The organism is Corallococcus macrosporus DSM 14697, from assembly GCF_002305895.1.
GTDB classification, from domain to species: Bacteria; Myxococcota; Myxococcia; order Myxococcales; family Myxococcaceae; genus Myxococcus; species Myxococcus macrosporus.
Genome location: NZ_CP022203.1, coordinates 1,270,968 through 1,286,137, shown reverse-complemented (window position 1 = coordinate 1,286,137; position 15,170 = coordinate 1,270,968). Strand labels below are relative to the sequence as shown.

The following is a 15,170-nucleotide window of genomic DNA, read 5'->3' as shown; positions in this document are numbered from 1 at the left end:
ATGAGCGACGAACTCGACTGGGACCCCATTCGCGCGCTCGCGCGGCGCGTGCTCCACAACGGAGAGCCGCTGACGCTGACCGATGACGTGAAAGCACTCCTGGCACGCACCGCTACCGAAGTAGGCATCGGTGGCGCCGATGCTGCGCGCGCTCTCGCGACAGAGGCGGGCGCCTTGGACCTCTTGAGCGAGTCCTCGCGGCGGATTGGCGAGGGCTCAGACAGGCTCATGGACGCTCTTTATCGGGCGAAGCGCTACCGGCTGGCCGGAGACTTCGACAGCGCCCGCCAGGAAATGCGGAATGTGCTCGCCGTCGAAGTGGTGCCGCACTACCGAAAGATAGCCGAAAGCCAGCTCAAGGGCCTCGATGACGAGCCCTGACGACAACGGGGACGCGACTACCGCCGTACCCCTGCCGACGCATTGAGTGGATGCGCGAGCAGCTTATTGCGGATGCGCAGCGCGCCATTCCGCCCCGGCAGCCATCGGGCGCCACCGTGCCACTGCTGCCGCCTGATGCGCTCGCGGCCCCAGCGCCACGCAGGCCGATGCCCGCCCTCCTGGAGCGCGGGCACCTCCACGTTCCGGTTCAACTCCGTGCGCCGTGCCCGCTCGGAATCACGCTCCGCCGCTACGGGCCCTTGAGAAACGGACACGGCTCAGCCCGGGCCGCGGAGCCTGGCGCGCACGGCATTGCGAACCCGGCGCAGGCCATACCGCGCCACGGAATCCATCCGGGGCGCCAGCAGCACCTTCGCCGCCATCCACGCCAGCCGGCTGTCCAACAGCGCCGCGCCAACCAACCGCTCACCCGAGAAGAAGCGCCGCGCCAGCACCTGCTGCCAGCGCGGCGGCGCCAGCGCGGCCAGCGCCGACTCCGGCACCGGGGCCCCCAGCAGCCGCCGCGCCGCGTCCCACGCGTACCAGGCCGCGTGAGGGAAGGCCGTGCCGCGCGCCCGCTCCACCACCGCCCGCCAGTCCAGGGGCCCCGCCAGCGCCAGCAGCTTCAAATCGTGAAGCGAGTGGGCTGTGCTCGTAACCGAGCGCCGCGGCCCGAGGCGGTCTACACCGCGCGAGGCTGACGCTTCGTGCGCGGCGGCCGGACATGAGCGACTTGGATGCCGTGAAGTGAGTTTGCCCCTGCCTGCGGCCCATCCACGGTGATAGACGCATCAGCATGGGACACAAGCACATCGCACCGGGCCTGCTGTGCCTCATGGTCGCCTTGTCGCTGGCGTGCTCCGGCAGTGCCACCACCACCGCCGCCAGCCGCCGCGATGCCTATGCCTTGGCGTCCTGCACTGACACCGTGTCGTGCTGCGTCCAGCGCAACCCGGGCATCCCCGAAGCGTGCGGCCTCACGGCGAGCGAGGCCGCCGCGTACACCGCGACCATGGATGCCGCCATGCGGCGCGCGCAAGACAAGGCGAATGAAGAGGAGGACGACGGTGCCGACGATGGATGGCGGCAGCACTGCATGGAGCAGTACGTCCGGTGCCGAGACCAGAAGAAGCCTCGATGGATTGGGGACTGCTACGCATGCTTTCGCTACTGCGAGGGACAGCACGAGTGGCCCTTCCGGGACTGTCACCCTCGCTAGGAGAACTCCATGCCCACTCAACGAGAATGGGATGCGGTCAAAGACTTGAGCCGCCGCATCACCGACCCGGTTCAGCCCTTCCTCACCCCCGAGACGCGCGCACTTATCGAGGCCACCGCGCACGACGTAGGGATTCCACAAGGTGAGACGGCACGAGCGCTCCAGGACGACGAAAGCGCCGCCTCCCTCGTCAGGGAGATTGCGTCCCGCATCACCAATGGTTCGCGCCGCCTGTCCCGCACGTTGGTTGAAGTGGACCGCCGTCGCGATGCCGGGGACACAGATGGCGCCCGCCAACTTCTCCAGGATGCCCTCGCAGTCGAAGTGGTGCCCCACTACATGAACATCCTGAACACCTATCTTCGAGCAGTCGACGGCGACTCATGAAGAACAAAGCGGGCGCGGCGGCAACTCCGTGCGCCGTGCCCGCTCGGAATCACGCTCCGCCGCTACGGGCCCTTGAGAAGCGGACACGGCTCAGCCCGGACCGCGGAGCCTGGCGCGCACGGCATTGCGAACCCGGCGCAGGCCATACCGCGCCACGGAATCCATCCGGGGCGCCAGCAGCACCTTCACCGCCATCCACGCCGACCGGCTGTCCAACAGCGCCGCTCCAACCAGTCGCTCGGCGGAGAAGAAGCGCCGCGCCAGCACCTGCTGCCAGCGCGGCGGCGCCAGCGCAGCCAGCACCGCCTCCGGCACCGGGGCCCCCAGCAGCCGCCGCGCCGCGTCCCACGCGTACCAAGCCGCGTGGGGGAAGGCCGTGCCGCGCGCCCGCTCCACCACCGCCCGCCAGTCCAGTGGCCCCGCCAGCGCCAGCAGCTTCAAATCGAAGAGCCACGCCAGCCGCTGCAACGCGTGGTTGCTCGCATGCAGCGATAGATAGACGGCCTCGTCCTCGGGCCGCAGCCACCGCACGGCCCGGCCCTCCACCGCGCCCGCCTCCGCCCGCGCCAGCAGCGCGTCCCCCTCCAGCGCCTCGCCCCACCCCGCGAGCGCGCGGTAGTGCAGCTCCACCAGCCCCGCGGGGCCCGTCAGCTCCAGGTGGTGGGCGTCCTCCTCCCCGTGCCGGGCGCCGTCGTCCCGCCGCACCGAGAGCCCCACGAGGGCAAGCGCCTGGACCGCGGCGCCCACGTCCGCGCGCGCCACCAGCAGGTCCACGTCCGTGGTGGCTCGCTGCAACGGGTCCGGGTACAGCCGCAGCGCCAGCCCGTACCCCTTGAGCAGCACCGGCACCTGCCCCACCGTCGCCAGCGCGTCCAGGCAGCGCAGCAGCAGCGTCTTCACGCGCAGCGCCCGCGCCGCGTTCCCCAGGGCCTCCCGGCGAAGGGACGCGCGCGCGGGCTCGGGCAGGGCCCAACCCGCCCGTTTCACCGCGTGCGTCACGAAGCCCACCAGCCCGTGGCGCACCGCCGTGCGCACCAGCGCCTCCGCGTCCACGCCCTCCGGCGCCGCGCCCGCGGGTGCGTCCGGCCACGCGCGCAGCAAGGCCAGGAACGCGCTCGCGCCCCCGGGCGTCAACGTCTGCTCACGGGTGCCTGGCGCGGCGTGCCCGTCGGGCATCACTTCCTCAGCGCCACCAGGCGCCCGGGCTCGGCGTCGGTCCGGGGCTGGAGCCGCGCGGCGCTCTCCGCCACCGCGTCCGCGACCTGCTCCAGCGCCAGCTCTTCATCGCGGTTGATGGCCGCCCGGCCATCCCGCCACACCAGCAGCATCGCGCCCAGCACCTCGCCCTCGGCCTTGATGGCGATGCTGACCTCGAACGGCATGCCCGGGCCCTCGGGCCGCTGCGCCTCGAAGACGATGTTGTCCGTGAGCCCCGTCGGATGGACGCGCTGGAAGCGCAGCTCCTGGCGCGCCAGGCCCAGGGCGTCCGCCAGCGGGCGCACCCCGTTCCACACGCCCTCCAGCGACGCCGCGCCGCGCACCGCGCGCGTGACGTCCTTCACCATGGTCCGCAGCCAGAGGTTGCGCTGGCGAACCTGCTGCATGCCCCGGGCGCGGCCCAGGTCCAGGTAGCCCAGCCGCCGCATCAGCAACACGATGAGCGTGCCCACGCCACACAGCAGCATGGCGCTCTCCACGCTGCTGGCGAAGTTGAGCGCCAGCGCCACCAGCATGAAGAGGCCACACAGCCCATACAGCACGAGCACGGTGGCGCGGTGGCTGAGCACCAGGTGGCTCATCAGCCGGTGGTGGATGTGCTCGCGGTCGGCGCTGAACATCGGCCGGCCCAGGAGCGAGCGGCGCACCATGGCCAGCAGCGTGTCCATGATAGGCAGCCCCAGCGCCATCACCGGCACCAGCATGGCCACGGCCGTGCCGCTCTTGGTGCTCGTCTTGATGGACACCGCCGCCAGCACGAAGCCCAGGAACATGCTCCCCGTGTCCCCCATGAAGATGGAGGCCGGGTTGAAGTTGAACACCAGGAAGCCCAGGATGGCGCCCGCCAGCGCCGCCATCAGCAGGGACAGCAGCACGTCGCCGCGAGACAGCGCGAGGATGAAGTTGGTGCCCACGCCGAAGAAGGCCACGCCGCCCGCCAGCCCATCCAGCCCGTCGATGAGGTTGAGCGCGTTGACCACGCCCACCACCCACAGCAAGGTGAAGGGCAAGCCCAGCGCGCCCAGCACCAGCTCCGGGCCGAAGGGATTGGCGATGACCTCGATGCGGAAGCCCATCGCATACAGGCCCAACGCCACCGTGAACTGGACGGCGAACTTCAGCCGCGCGCCCGCGCCCCGCAAGTCGTCGTAGAGGCCCAGCGCCGCAATCACCCCGCCGCCCAGGAACAGGCCCACCACCAGGTCCGTGTGGGAGCGGAAGTGATGCCCCACACCGGAGTCCACCAGGAACAGCGCGCACAACGGCGCGAAGAAACCACCGACGATGCCCACCCCGCCCAGCCGGGGAATCGGACGGACGTGCACCTTCCGGCTGGAGTTCGCCTGGTCCAGCCACCCCCACGCCAGGGCCCGGTCGCGCACGAGCAACGTGAGCGCCAGGGCCACCACCAGCGAGACGAAGAAGGCGACAAAGAGCGTAATCATGGGTCGCGCACCGTCCGTGCATCGTGACGGCCGGTGGCTTCACGCGTCAATGCACGCTGGAGTGCGATAGGTTTGTGAAGCAATGGGCCCTTGAGTCCGCCTGCCGTCCAGCCAGGCGGGCGCATTCCTAGATAGTCCGTGGAGAGCGGAGAAGCTGCTCGTAAAGCCTGAGCGTGCGCGCGGCGATGTCCCGCCAGGTCATGTCCTTCACGGCCGCCTGCGCGGCTCCGCGCAACACGAGCAGGCGAGCCCGGTCCTCCGCCAGTGAGCGAAGCGCCGCCACCTGCGCGTCCACATCACCCATGGGTACCAGCCGCCCCGTCTGGCCGTCACGCACGACCTGGGGCGCCACGCCCACCGGCGTGGAGACGGGCACCAGCCCGCTGGCCATCGACTCCACCAGCGCCATGCCAAAGCCTTCCGAGTGGCTGGGAAAGAACAGCACCTCCTCGTCGCGCAGCAGGCGCGGCAGCTCCGCGCGTTCGTAGCGCGGCACCACGCGCACCCGCTCCCGCGCGCCGGCCGGAAACGCGGCCAGCACCTCGGCCTCCGGGTTCCCCGTGCCGTACAACGTCAGGGTGAAGGACACGCCTTCGGCCTGCAGGCGGGTGGCGGCGTCCACCATCTCCGCGCGGCCCTTGAGCGCCAGCCAGCTCCCCACGCACGCGACGCGCAAGGGCGCACCAGGCGCGCCGGGCGCGGGCGGAGGCAGCCCGTGGAAGGCGACCTCCAGCCCGTGGGGTACGACGCTCATCCGGTGCGCCGGCACACCCAACCGCTCCGCAGCGTAGGCGGCGTCCTGGGTGTTGAGCAGCACGGCGTGGTCCGCCCGCAGCAGGGACTGGCGCACCTCCCAGAGGCGGTAGCCCCCGTGGTACAGCGGGTACTTCCAGCTCAGCGTCAGGTGCCCCGCACGGGCGTCCGCGCGCAGCCGCTCGGAGAAGGTGTGCTCCAGGCCGTGGCTGCGCGTCACCAGGGCATGCCGCGCCCGCGCCCCGGGACGGCCCAGGCGCATCCAGGGCCACGCATCCCCCGTGGTGATGTCCAGCACGTCGTACCGCTCCGCCTCACGCAGCAGGTGCGCGGTCAGCTTCCACGGGAAGCGCAGCTCGTGCAGGGTGGTGTGGTGCCGCAGGCCGGGATAGGCGTCGTCGTAGCTGAAGTAATCCACCTGGCAGCCCTGCGCCGCCAGCGCCTGCCCCAGCGCGAGCGTCACGCCCGGCGCGCCCATGTTCGGGTCCAGGGGATGGTGGATGCCAAGCAAGACGCGCATGGGGACGGGGCCGCCTTCTAGAACACCCGGAAGCGGCCTGCCTGCTTTTCATGGGTGCGCGGCGTGGGCGAGAATGCCACCGATTCCCGCTCCCATGCCCCCGGCTTCCCCGCACACGTTGCAGGCGTGCCTCGACTCGCGCCGCAACAACCTGGACTTCCTGCGCTTCGCCGCGGCGGCGGGCGTGCTGTTCAGCCACGCCTTCCCCCTGGGTGAGGGCAAGGGGACGGCGGAGCCCCTGGAGGCCTTCACGCGGGGACAGTTCTCCCTGGGGCGGCTGGGCGTCGCGGTGTTCCTCATCATCAGCGGCGTGCTCATCACCCGGAGCTGGGAGCGGACGCCCGACGTGGCGCGCTTCGTCTGGGCCCGGGCGCTGCGCATCTTCCCCGCGCTGGGGGTCATGCTGCTGCTGACGGTGGGCGTGCTGGGGCCTGCCTTCACCCGCCTGCCCCTGGGCGAGTACCTCACGGCCCCGGACACCGCGCGGTACCTGCTGGGCAACCTCGCCTTGAACTGGCCTCAGTGGCACCTGCCCGGCGTCTTCGAAGGCAACGCGTACCCCACCGCCGTCAACGGCTCGCTGTGGACGCTGAAGTACGAGGTCGGCTTCTACCTGCTGACGCTGGGCCTGGGCCTCACGGGCCTGCTGCGCAAGGGCATGGTCGTCTTCGGCCTGGTGGGCGCGGCGGTGGCCACGCTCGTCACCGGGCGGCTGGGCTTCTGGCCGGAGCTGTACCTGTACTTCGGCGGCGGCGTGGCGCTGTACCAGTGGCGCGAGCGCGTGCGGATGAGCCCCTGGGTGGCGCTGGCGTGCGCCGCGGGGTGGCTCGTCACGGCGCGGCTCGGGTACGGCTGCCGCATCGTCACCGGGCTCCTGGGCGGCTACGTCGTGCTGTACCTCGCCTTCCGGCCCCTGGGGGCGCTGGCGGACTTCGGGCGCCGGGGCGACCTGTCCTACGGCGTCTACCTCTACGCCTTCCCCGTGCAGCAGGCCGTCACCGCGCTGCTGGGCGGGCGCACGGCGTGGTGGGTGAACGCGGCGGTGGCGCTCCCCTGCGTGCTGGTGCTTTCGGCGCTGTCGTGGCGGTGGGTGGAGCAGCCCGCCTTGCGGCGCAAGGAGCGGCTCCCCCGGTGGGCGCGGCGTCCGGCGGCCCCCGTCACCGCGAGTCCTGAGTCACCGCCCCGGCCGCCTGGGCCGCGCTGAAGTTGTCGCCCGCCAGCCTGTCGTACGTGAGCAGCCGGTAGCGCCGCATCCAGTCCGCCCACGAGCCCGGCTCCGGCGCCTGGGGGATTTTGTCGCCCGTGGGCAGGTATTCGCCGGAGGCGTCGCGCAGCAAATCGCCCCGGACCACGGGCAGCACCTTGGACAGCTCGGAGACGAAGGCGAAGAAGCCCGGAGGCCGCATGCCCGCCGTCTCGAGGATGCGCGGGGTGAGCATGCTGATGCTCATGTGGAGCTCCTCCCGGGGCGCGGGGAAGTTCGTCCAGAGCACCACGGGGACCTCCGCCATGCGCTCGCGCTGCGCGTCCGTCCACGGCTCCTGGAAGTAGCCCGCCTCGCGGTAGGTCGCGTAGTCCGAGCCCAGCATCGGCAGGTGGTCCCCGAAGAGGACGAGCAGCGTCTTGCGCTCGCGCGCCTCCAGCCGCCGCACCAGCCGCTCCACGGCCTTGTCCATCTGCCGCAGCTTGTGCACGTAGTTCTTCAGGAGCAGCCGGTTGTCGGCGGAGAGCGTGTCGCCCTGGACCTCGATTTTCTCCTCCCCTGTGAGCGGCAGGTTGTAGGGCCCGTGGGTGGACATCGTCACGGCCATGATGAAGCGCGGCTGACGCTCGTCGGACAGCTCGTGGAGGATGTGGTCGACCACCTCCTCGTCGGACACCCAGGGCCCCTCCAGCCGGGGCGACGGGAAGTCCGTGAGCGACTGGAAGGAGTCGAAGCCCAGCAGCGGGTACACCACGTCGCGGCTCCAATAGAAGGAGTGGAAGGGGTGGATGGCCACCGTCTGGTAGCCCGCGCGGCGGAACAGGGACGGCAGCGCGTCCACGGGCCGCAGCACGTAGTGCTGGTAGGGGAACGCGCCGTCCGGGGCGAACGACGAGGACATGCCCGTCAGCAGCTCGAACTCCGCGTTGGCCGTGCCGCCGCCGAAGGCCGGGCTGATGAGGTTGCCCGAGCTGTGCTTGCCCATGAGCGAGCGCACGAAGGGCAGCGGGTCCTCGCTGAGGGGGACGCCCAGCCGCAGCGGGTCCCACAGCGACTCAGCCATGAAGACGACGACGTCCACGGGCTCCTGGGGCGCGGTGGGCACCACGCCCGGCGGGACGCCCAGGGCCGCGTGGACCTTCTCCTGTGAGTACTCACCGCCCGGCGCCAGCCGCAGGCCCTCCCAGTTCCAGAGCATCATCAGCGTGAGCCCGTTCATCTGGAAGTTGGAGCGCTGGTCCCACACCTGGTCGTAAATGCCGAAGCGGTTGAAGACGCGCCGCACGGGCAGGTGCTGCTGGAAGATGATGACCAGCAGGTACGCCACCGCCGCCAGCGCCAGGTTGCGGCGTCCGGCCTTGGGCAGCGGATACCGGGGCGTGCCGCGCGCCACCGCGCGGGCCATGACGAAGAGCATGGCCACCAGCAACAGACACGAACCGATGGCGGCCAGGGCGCCGCCGCCGGGCAGCAGCGTGGGCGCCAGCGCCGTCACCTGCCGCCACTCCAGGAAGTCCCAGGGCATCAGCGGCCGGTCGATGAGCTGCACCTTCCGGATGTGCAGGGTGACGGTGAAGAGCATCGCCGACATCACCAGCGCCACCGAGATGCCCACCCGGTTCGTCACCGCCCACAGCAGGCCCGTCACCGCCGAGATGACGCCCACGCTGAGGAGCATCGAGTAGGCGTTGCGCTGGGTGATGCCCTCCAGGCCCACGCTGGAGAAGATGGCGATGGTCAGCTCCATGGCCCCGACGAGCACCGCCGAGGCCAGGAGGACGCCCACCAACGGCCACAGGTTGGAGGGCGGCCGCTGGAAGAACAGGGTCTGTGGAATCCGTGTGCGGCGTGCCAACGACAAGTGCCTCCAATCGACCAGGGAGCGAGGAGGCGCGGAGACTACCTGACAGGGGCTGGGGCATTCCATGCGACGTGGGTCGGGTTCTCGCCCCCTGCCACGCTGTGTGTGGGCATGCGCCCGGCGCGGCGCCCCAGCCCCCGGATACCGGGGCGCGCCTCAGCCCAGCGGCGGCTGGGCCAGCAGCGCGGCGCCAATGGCACCGGAAAGTTCTCCCAGTTCAGCGACGCGCACGGGCGGCTGGCGTTCCGGGACGAAGATGTGCGGGCGCATGGCCTCATGGATGCGGCCGGCGAAGTCGGGGCCCAGCCGCGTGCCCAGGCCGCCGCCCAGCACCACCGCCTCCACGTCCAGCAGGTTGATGGCGGAGGCGAGCCCCACGCCCAGCATCCGCACCGCGCGGCCGATGAGCCACGTGGCCAGCGCGTCCTCGTGCGCCAGCGCCCGGGCCCAGATGCTGCTGGTCAACCGGGTGCGGCCCTTCTTCCGCATCAAGTCGAAGAGGACGGTCGCCTCGCCGTGGCACACGGCCGTGCGGGCGCGGCGCTCCATGGACGCGCGGCCCGCGTAGGCCTCCAGGCAGCCACGCCGGCCACAGCCGCAGCGGGCGCCTCCCGGCTTCACCACCATGTGGCCCACCTCGCCCGCCGCGCCCCGGCCGCGCCACGGCACGCCGTCCAGCACCAGGCCTCCGCCCACGCCCGTCCCCCACCAGACGCCCAGCAGGGAGCGGTAGGGCCTGCCCGCGCCCAGCCGGTACTCGGCCGCCACCGCCACCTGCACGTCGTTGCCCAGCGCCACGGGGCAGCCCACGCGCGCGCCCAACTCCCCCGCCACCGGGTACGGCGCCGTCCAGCCGCGGCCCACGTTGCTGACGTGCGCCAGCGTGCCCTCGTTGGCGTTCACCGCGCCGGGCGCGCCCACGCCCACGCCCAGGAGCTGGCGCGGCGTCAGGCCCGCGGCGTGCGCCGCCCCCTCCAGGGTGTCATGGATGGCGCGCACCACGTCGCCGGGCTCGCCGTCGGCGGGCGTGGGCTGGCGCAGCTTCCCCAGGACGGTGCCCGCGCGGTCCACCACCACGGCCTCGATCTTCGTCCCGCCCAGGTCGACCCCGCCCCAGCACTCCGGGGTGTCACGCGCCGCCGTCTCCCGCCGCGAGCCCACCGCGTTCGCCTCCCGCATCACACGCCTCCGGCCGGGGACCGGGCACGGCGCCCGTGCCTCCCCAGCGAAGATGCGCAGTCCAAACCGGCCGCGTGGAGGCGGCGAGCAGGCGGCGGAGCGGCCGGCCTGCGTGCCGCCCGGCCTGTCCGTGAGCAACGGTTCCCCACCAACGCCTCCGCGCCGCCTCGCGGGGCCCGCTAGAAAGGCGCTCCACACGGACGCGCGACAGGAAAGGAGCAAGGGATGGACCTCATCGGACAGCTCTCTCAGCAGCTCGGGGTGAATGGGACGCAGGCGCAGGGGCTGGCGGGCTCGCTGCTGAAGATGGTGCAGGGCACGGTGCAGGAGAAGCTGGGCCCCGACGCGGCGAGCCAGATGGGCCAGGCGGTTCCGGAGCTGGAGACCTGGCGGCAGGCCCCCAGCGCCACGTCCGCGCCCCAGACGGCGCCCGACGCGGGCGGCGGGCTGATGGGCGCGCTGGGGGGCCTCATGTCCGGCCAGGAAGGCGGCTCGGGCGGCATGCTGAGCGCGCTGGGCGGCGCCGCGGGGCACGCCGGTGACGTGGCCGCCGTGGCGGCCCTGCTGGGGCGCTTCAACATCGACGCGAGCAAGGCGTCCCTCGTCGCGCCCCTGCTGCTGAACTTCCTCAAGTCGCGCCTGGACCCCGCGCTCATGGGCCGCATCCTCTCCGCGGTGCCGCTGCTGGCCGGCGCGGGCGGCGGGGGCGACACGCCCGGCGGCGGAGGCGGCGGCCTGGGGGGCCTGCTGGGCGGATTGATGGGCGGCGGCGGACGCTGAGTCAGCGGCCCGTCACGCGCTGGCGCACGGTGGTGGCCACCGCCCACGGCGGGAAGCCCAGCATGTAGCGCCAGCGCGGCACCGCCAGGTGGAGCGGCAGGCCGCGCCGGTACAAATCCAACGCCAGGTCCACGCGGCGCTGGGACAAAAGCCAGTGCGACACATGGCGCAGGCTGTAGAGCAGCATCTCCAGCCGCTCGCGCCTGCGGGCGGCGCCTCCCGGGTAGCGCCCCAGGCGCTCCTGCTCCAACAGGTACCGCGTGCCCCGGTAGCCGGACTCCAGGGACGTGGACGTGGAGCCCTCATGCTGCCGGTAGCCCACCACCACGGGCGCGCGCACCCAGGCGAAGCCCGGCTCCGTGCCCAGCCGGTACAGCAAGTCGTAGTCCTCGCCGCTGATGCGCAGCGGGGTGAAGCCGCCCACGCGCCGCAGCGCCTCCGTGCGCACCGCCAGCACGCACGCGGTGCGCGGCGTCCTGTCCCCGGCGCTGGCCAGGTAGTCCGTGAAGCGCAGCACCTGGAGCGGCTCGCGGGCCACGCCCGCCAGGGACTCCACCCGGGAGAACAGCGTCGACGTGCCCAGCACCAGCGACGTCCCGCCCTCCGCTTCGAGCACCCGCCGGTACGTGGCCAGCGTCCAGGGGAACCACACGTCGTCACTGTCCAGGAAGGCCACGTAGGTGCCCCGGGCCTCCTGGATGCCCAGGTTGCGCGCGGCGCCGGGCCCCGCGTTGGGCTGCCCGAGCACGCGCACCCGCCCGCCGTAGCGGGCCAGCAGCTCCAACGTGTCGTCGGTGGAGCCGTCATCCACGACGAGCACCTCGAAGTCGCGCTCCTCCTGCGCGAACACCGAGTCGAGCGCCACCTCCAGGAGGCGCGCCCGGTTGTACGTGGGGATGACGACGGAGAAGAAGGGCATGTCACACGCGGGCGCGCAGGCCCATCTGGGAGATGCCCAGGAAGGTGGCCAGCTGCTTGCGGTACTCCGGCAGGCGCATGCGCCCGCGCAGCAGCGTCTGCGTCAGCACCGCCGAGTTGTAGGGCAGCGTCCCCACCAGGATGGCCCGCATGGCCGCCTCGTGCAGCCGGCCGTGGTGCTTGCGGAAGTACGCCAGCCGGGTGCGCCACAGCTCGATGCGCACCTTGTCCGCGCCGGTGTCGGACGGACGGAACGAGCGGCTCGTCAGGTGCGTAATCACCGCCTCCGGGCAGAAGGCCACCTCCCAGCCCGCCTTCCAGGCCCGCACGCACCAGTCGGTGTCCTCGGTGTTGCCCAGCGGGGACAGTTGCTCGTCGAGCAGCCCCACCTCCGCGAGCGCCTCCTCGCGCACGACGATGCAGGCCCCCAGCACCCAGTTCACCCGGGCCTCGTCGTGGCCGTACTGCGCCGGGTCGATGGCCATTGCCTTGAGGAAGTGGAGGGGGCGCGGCAGGAAGACGATGTCGAAGAGCTGCCCGGCCAGCGACATGGGCCGGAAGGTGCAGTTCTGGATGGTGCCGTCCGCGTTCAACAGCCGCGCGCCCGCCATGCCCACGCGCGGGTTGTCATCCATGAAGCGCACCAGCGCGTCGAAGGCGCCCTCGTGGACGATGGTGTCGTCGTTGAAGATGCAGAAGTGGCGGCCCCGTGCCTGGCGCAGCACCTGGTTGTGGTTGGCGGAGAAGCCCTTGCGCTCCGAGTTGAAGAGCCAGCGCACCTGGGGGAAGTCGCGCCGCATGGCGTCCACGCCGCGCCCGCCGGTGGCGTTGTCGACAATCCAGACCTCGAAGGAGCAGTCTCGCGTCGTCGCGTACAGCGTGCGCAGACAGTCGTGCAGCAGCTCCGGGTTGCTGTGATTGACGATGGAGATGACCAGGTCTGGCTTCTTCATTGGCGCCTCCGTGCCCGGACGAATTCGAGAATCTGCCTCAGCTCGCCCAGGACTGGCAGCGTCCCCGGCAGCCGTTCGCGGACATACACCAGGATGGCGAACACCCCGGCGCCCACCAGCGCCTGCGCCACCACCCCCTCATCCACCAGCCGCATCGCCGCCAGGCACGCGCCCAGCAGCAACAGCCCCAGGGTGACGAAGGGCTCCACCACCTGCCGCGCCAGCCCGCGCATCGCCGGGTTGAGCCGCTCCACCAGCCACGCCGTCACCCACACCTCGGCCAGCCCCACCGCCACGCCCGCCGGCCCCATGCCCTCCAGGCCGAAGCGCTGGATGGCCCAGGTCCCCAGCCCCCACTTCGCCGCGCCCACCCCCACCACGACGGCCAGCCGCTCCCAGGGGCGGCCCCCCGCGTTCTGCGCCGTGGCCAGCAGGCCCACCAGCGTGGTCAGGATGCACTCCAGGCTGAACCACTGCACCAGCACCACCGCGGGGACCCAGCGCGCGCCGAAGAAGAGGGGCACCGCCACGGGGACGGCGAGCACCGCCACGGGGATGGCCAGCAGCAGCACCGCCGACAGCCGGCGCAGCGAGGTGCGCAGGTAGTCCGCGAAGCCCTCCGGGTCATCCTGCAGCCGGCAGTAGGCGGGGAAGGCCACGCGGTTGAGCACCACGCTCAGCATCATCGGCGTGGAGGCCAGCGCCCAGGCCCAGTTGACCAGGCCCACCGCGTCCTTGCCCAGGAGGTGCCCCACCACCAGCGGCACCCAGCCGGCCACCATCGCCGCCACCAGGGGCGGGAGCTGGAACGCCAGCCCGAAGCCCAACAGCCGCCGCAGCACGTCCACGCGGAAGCGTCCCCGCGGACGCCAGGGCGAGGCCCACCAGATGAGCACCAGCCCCACCCCGCCGCGCACCAGGCCGCCCAGCGCCAGCGCCCACGCGCCAAAGCCCAGCGCCGCCAGGGAGATGGTGGTGATGACCTGCACCACGTTCTCAATCAGCTCCGCGCGCGCGATGACGGGGAAGGCGAGCTGGCGCTCCAGCGCCATCAGCGGAATCACGCGCAGCGAGGACAGGAACAGCCCCAGCGCCAGCGCCCACACCATGGGCACCGCCCCGTCCCCCAGCGCGTAGCCTCGCGTGAGCTGGGGCGCCAGCAGGCAGACGACGGCCACGACGGCGGCGGTGAGCGCCTGGTGGCACCAGAAGATGGTGAAGGTCTCATCCCGCGTGGGCTCGTGCGGCTGGCGCACCAGCGCCGCGCTCAGGCCCAGGTCGCCCAGGAACACCCCCAGGGAGGCCGCGTAGGACACGATGCCGAAGAGGCCGTAGTCCGACGGGAAGAGCAGCCGGGACAGGAACAGCGCGCTCACCACCCGCAGGCCCTGGGACGCCACGGTCCGGGCGGCCAGGACGAACATGCCCTTCAGGGCACGCGCCTTGACTTCGACGGCGGAGGCTTCGGGCGCTGCGGTCGCGTTCATGGGGCTGGGCGGCCCGCTCCGGGCGTCCCGGGGAGGGCCAGCGCGAGGGCGCGCGGGAAGAGGAAATGCTAGCGACAGCGCCCAGGGCCCACAAGCAACGCGCGTTCCCCGCACGGGAGCCAGGCGCGCTCGCCTGCCTGGGCACCGCGCCAGGGTTGCCCTCCGCGGAGCGCCGGGGCTACGGTCCGCCGGCATGCTGCCCGGTGGAAACGTCCTCCAGTTCCTGAAGCGCGAAGTCCTCGTGGGCGAGCACGAGGTGCTGCACCGCACCCTCAAGGAGGCGCTGGTCGGCACCTGTGACAGCGTGCTGGACATCGGCTGTGGCTCGCGCTCGCCGCTGCACAGCTTCTCCCACCTGCTGCCGCACACCGTGGGCGTGGATGGCCACCCGACCAGCATCGAGCGCAGCCGCGCGGCGGGCATCCACCGCGAATACCACTGCATGGACCTGCTGGAGGCGGGCAGGCACTTCGGGCCGAAGCGCTTCGACGCCGTCGTCGCGCTGGACGTCATCGAGCACTTCGAGAAGCAGGACGGCTTCCGGCTGCTGGAGATGATGGAGTCGCTGGCGCGCAAGCGCGTCATCATCTTCACGCCCAACGGCTTCCTGCCCCAGGACGAGTGGGACGACAACGTCCACCAGGTGCACCGCTCCGGCTGGGAGGTCTACGACTTCGAGCTGCGCGGCTACCGCGTCACCGGCATGAGCGGCTGGAAGCCCCTGCGCGGCGACTACGCGCTGCCGCGCATCCGGCCCTTCCGCCTGGGCAGCCGCCTGTCCATCCTCACCGAGCCCTTCGCCACGCGCTGGCCCCAGCACGCGTTCCAGCTCCTGGCCATCCGAGACATGGAAGCGTCCTGACGC

Annotated in this window: 15 protein-coding genes; 6 read left to right on the top strand and 9 right to left on the bottom strand. The window is 71.9% G+C overall.

Going from position 1 to position 15,170, the window contains the following annotated elements; translation table 11 throughout:
• The gene (locus tag MYMAC_RS05390; RefSeq protein WP_095957312.1) at positions 1-381 is read left to right on the top strand and encodes a DUSAM domain-containing protein; all 381 of its coding nucleotides are present in this window, start codon (positions 1-3) and stop codon (positions 379-381) included.
• A gap of 278 nt (positions 382-659) precedes the next feature.
• Here the strand turns inward: MYMAC_RS05390 and MYMAC_RS05385 are convergent, their stop codons facing one another.
• On the bottom strand, positions 660-1,010 hold the full coding sequence (locus tag MYMAC_RS05385; protein WP_239989359.1) for a hypothetical protein: 351 nt from the start codon (positions 1,008-1,010) through the stop codon (positions 660-662).
• A 167-nt stretch (positions 1,011-1,177) separates the two neighbouring features.
• On the opposite strand from MYMAC_RS05385, the gene MYMAC_RS05380 reads away from it, so the two are divergent.
• Both MYMAC_RS05380 and MYMAC_RS05375 read left to right on the top strand, forming a co-directional pair.
• Positions 1,178-1,600 (top strand): hypothetical protein, encoded by a 423-nt coding sequence (locus MYMAC_RS05380; protein WP_095957311.1) that lies wholly within the window; start codon positions 1,178-1,180, stop codon positions 1,598-1,600.
• Between the two features lie 9 nt (positions 1,601-1,609).
• Complete coding sequence (locus MYMAC_RS05375) at positions 1,610-1,987, top strand: DUSAM domain-containing protein (RefSeq protein ID WP_013935786.1); 378 nt, start codon at positions 1,610-1,612, stop codon at positions 1,985-1,987.
• A gap of 90 nt (positions 1,988-2,077) precedes the next feature.
• Here MYMAC_RS05375 and MYMAC_RS05370 read toward each other — a convergent pair whose 3' ends face one another.
• The 3 genes from MYMAC_RS05370 to MYMAC_RS05360 all read right to left on the bottom strand — a co-directional run bounded on the left by MYMAC_RS05370 (position 2,078) and on the right by MYMAC_RS05360 (position 5,923).
• The gene (locus MYMAC_RS05370; RefSeq protein ID WP_239989358.1) at positions 2,078-3,163 is read right to left on the bottom strand and encodes a nucleotidyltransferase domain-containing protein; all 1,086 of its coding nucleotides are present in this window, start codon (positions 3,161-3,163) and stop codon (positions 2,078-2,080) included.
• Positions 3,163-4,650: an MraY family glycosyltransferase gene (locus MYMAC_RS05365; protein ID WP_095957310.1), complete on the bottom strand. Its 1,488-nt coding sequence runs from the start codon at positions 4,648-4,650 to the stop codon at positions 3,163-3,165. Before MYMAC_RS05365 ends, MYMAC_RS05370 begins: the two co-directional genes overlap by 1 nt.
• 127 nt (positions 4,651-4,777) lie before the next feature.
• Entirely contained in the window at positions 4,778-5,923 is a 1,146-nt protein-coding gene (locus MYMAC_RS05360) for a glycosyltransferase family 4 protein (protein WP_095957309.1), read from the bottom strand.
• Between the two features lie 94 nt (positions 5,924-6,017).
• On the opposite strand from MYMAC_RS05360, the gene MYMAC_RS05355 reads away from it, so the two are divergent.
• Positions 6,018-7,127: an acyltransferase family protein gene (locus MYMAC_RS05355; RefSeq protein ID WP_204817402.1), complete on the top strand. Its 1,110-nt coding sequence runs from the start codon at positions 6,018-6,020 to the stop codon at positions 7,125-7,127.
• On the opposite strand, the gene MYMAC_RS05350 is transcribed toward MYMAC_RS05355, so the two are convergent.
• Together MYMAC_RS05350 and MYMAC_RS05345 are read right to left on the bottom strand one after the other, a co-directional pair.
• Positions 7,081-8,982, bottom strand: a complete 1,902-nt coding sequence (locus MYMAC_RS05350; protein ID WP_204817400.1) for an LTA synthase family protein — start codon at positions 8,980-8,982, stop codon at positions 7,081-7,083. The two genes, MYMAC_RS05355 and MYMAC_RS05350, sit on opposite strands and share 47 nt — an antisense overlap.
• A gap of 162 nt (positions 8,983-9,144) precedes the next feature.
• The gene (locus tag MYMAC_RS05345) at positions 9,145-10,167 is read right to left on the bottom strand and encodes an ROK family protein (protein ID WP_095957306.1); all 1,023 of its coding nucleotides are present in this window, start codon (positions 10,165-10,167) and stop codon (positions 9,145-9,147) included.
• Between the two features lie 225 nt (positions 10,168-10,392).
• On the opposite strand from MYMAC_RS05345, the gene MYMAC_RS05340 reads away from it, so the two are divergent.
• Positions 10,393-10,947 carry a DUF2780 domain-containing protein gene (locus MYMAC_RS05340; protein WP_013935793.1) on the top strand — a complete coding sequence of 185 codons (555 nt, stop codon included), beginning with the start codon at positions 10,393-10,395 and terminating at the stop codon, positions 10,945-10,947.
• A 1-nt stretch (position 10,948) separates the two neighbouring features.
• Here the strand turns inward: MYMAC_RS05340 and MYMAC_RS05335 are convergent, their stop codons facing one another.
• Genes MYMAC_RS05335 through MYMAC_RS05325 form a run of 3 tightly spaced genes read right to left on the bottom strand, consistent with a single transcriptional unit; the run spans position 10,949 to position 14,305 of the window.
• Positions 10,949-11,866 (bottom strand): glycosyltransferase family 2 protein, encoded by a 918-nt coding sequence (locus MYMAC_RS05335; protein WP_095957305.1) that lies wholly within the window; start codon positions 11,864-11,866, stop codon positions 10,949-10,951.
• 1 nt (position 11,867) lies between these two features.
• Entirely contained in the window at positions 11,868-12,818 is a 951-nt protein-coding gene (locus MYMAC_RS05330; RefSeq protein WP_095957304.1) for a glycosyltransferase family 2 protein, read from the bottom strand.
• Positions 12,815-14,305: an oligosaccharide flippase family protein gene (locus tag MYMAC_RS05325; RefSeq protein ID WP_095957303.1), complete on the bottom strand. Its 1,491-nt coding sequence runs from the start codon at positions 14,303-14,305 to the stop codon at positions 12,815-12,817. The genes MYMAC_RS05330 and MYMAC_RS05325 overlap by 4 nt, the downstream gene beginning before the upstream one ends.
• A gap of 193 nt (positions 14,306-14,498) precedes the next feature.
• Between MYMAC_RS05325 and MYMAC_RS05320 the strand changes: the two genes are divergently transcribed.
• A complete protein-coding gene (locus MYMAC_RS05320; protein WP_013935797.1) occupies positions 14,499-15,167 on the top strand; it encodes a class I SAM-dependent methyltransferase in 669 nt (222 codons plus the stop codon).
• The last annotated feature ends 3 nt before the right edge of the window (positions 15,168-15,170 follow it).

Bases quoted from the DNA above. Each gene is read 5' to 3' on its own strand.
- MYMAC_RS05390 (WP_095957312.1), top strand. From the start codon at position 1: ATGAGCGACGAACTCGACTGGGACCCCATTCGCGCGCTCGCGCGGCGC.
- MYMAC_RS05380 (WP_095957311.1), top strand. From the start codon at position 1,178: ATGGGACACAAGCACATCGCACCGGGCCTGCTGTGCCTCATGGTCGCC.
- MYMAC_RS05375 (WP_013935786.1), top strand. From the start codon at position 1,610: ATGCCCACTCAACGAGAATGGGATGCGGTCAAAGACTTGAGCCGCCGC.
- MYMAC_RS05370 (WP_239989358.1), bottom strand. From the start codon at position 3,163: ATGCCCGACGGGCACGCCGCGCCAGGCACCCGTGAGCAGACGTTGACG.
- MYMAC_RS05365 (WP_095957310.1), bottom strand. From the start codon at position 4,650: ATGATTACGCTCTTTGTCGCCTTCTTCGTCTCGCTGGTGGTGGCCCTG.
- MYMAC_RS05360 (WP_095957309.1), bottom strand. From the start codon at position 5,923: ATGCGCGTCTTGCTTGGCATCCACCATCCCCTGGACCCGAACATGGGC.
- MYMAC_RS05355 (WP_204817402.1), top strand. From the start codon at position 6,018: ATGCCCCCGGCTTCCCCGCACACGTTGCAGGCGTGCCTCGACTCGCGC.
- MYMAC_RS05345 (WP_095957306.1), bottom strand. From the start codon at position 10,167: ATGCGGGAGGCGAACGCGGTGGGCTCGCGGCGGGAGACGGCGGCGCGT.
- MYMAC_RS05340 (WP_013935793.1), top strand. From the start codon at position 10,393: ATGGACCTCATCGGACAGCTCTCTCAGCAGCTCGGGGTGAATGGGACG.
- MYMAC_RS05335 (WP_095957305.1), bottom strand. From the start codon at position 11,866: ATGCCCTTCTTCTCCGTCGTCATCCCCACGTACAACCGGGCGCGCCTC.
- MYMAC_RS05330 (WP_095957304.1), bottom strand. From the start codon at position 12,818: ATGAAGAAGCCAGACCTGGTCATCTCCATCGTCAATCACAGCAACCCG.
- MYMAC_RS05325 (WP_095957303.1), bottom strand. From the start codon at position 14,305: ATGAACGCGACCGCAGCGCCCGAAGCCTCCGCCGTCGAAGTCAAGGCG.
- MYMAC_RS05320 (WP_013935797.1), top strand. From the start codon at position 14,499: ATGCTGCCCGGTGGAAACGTCCTCCAGTTCCTGAAGCGCGAAGTCCTC.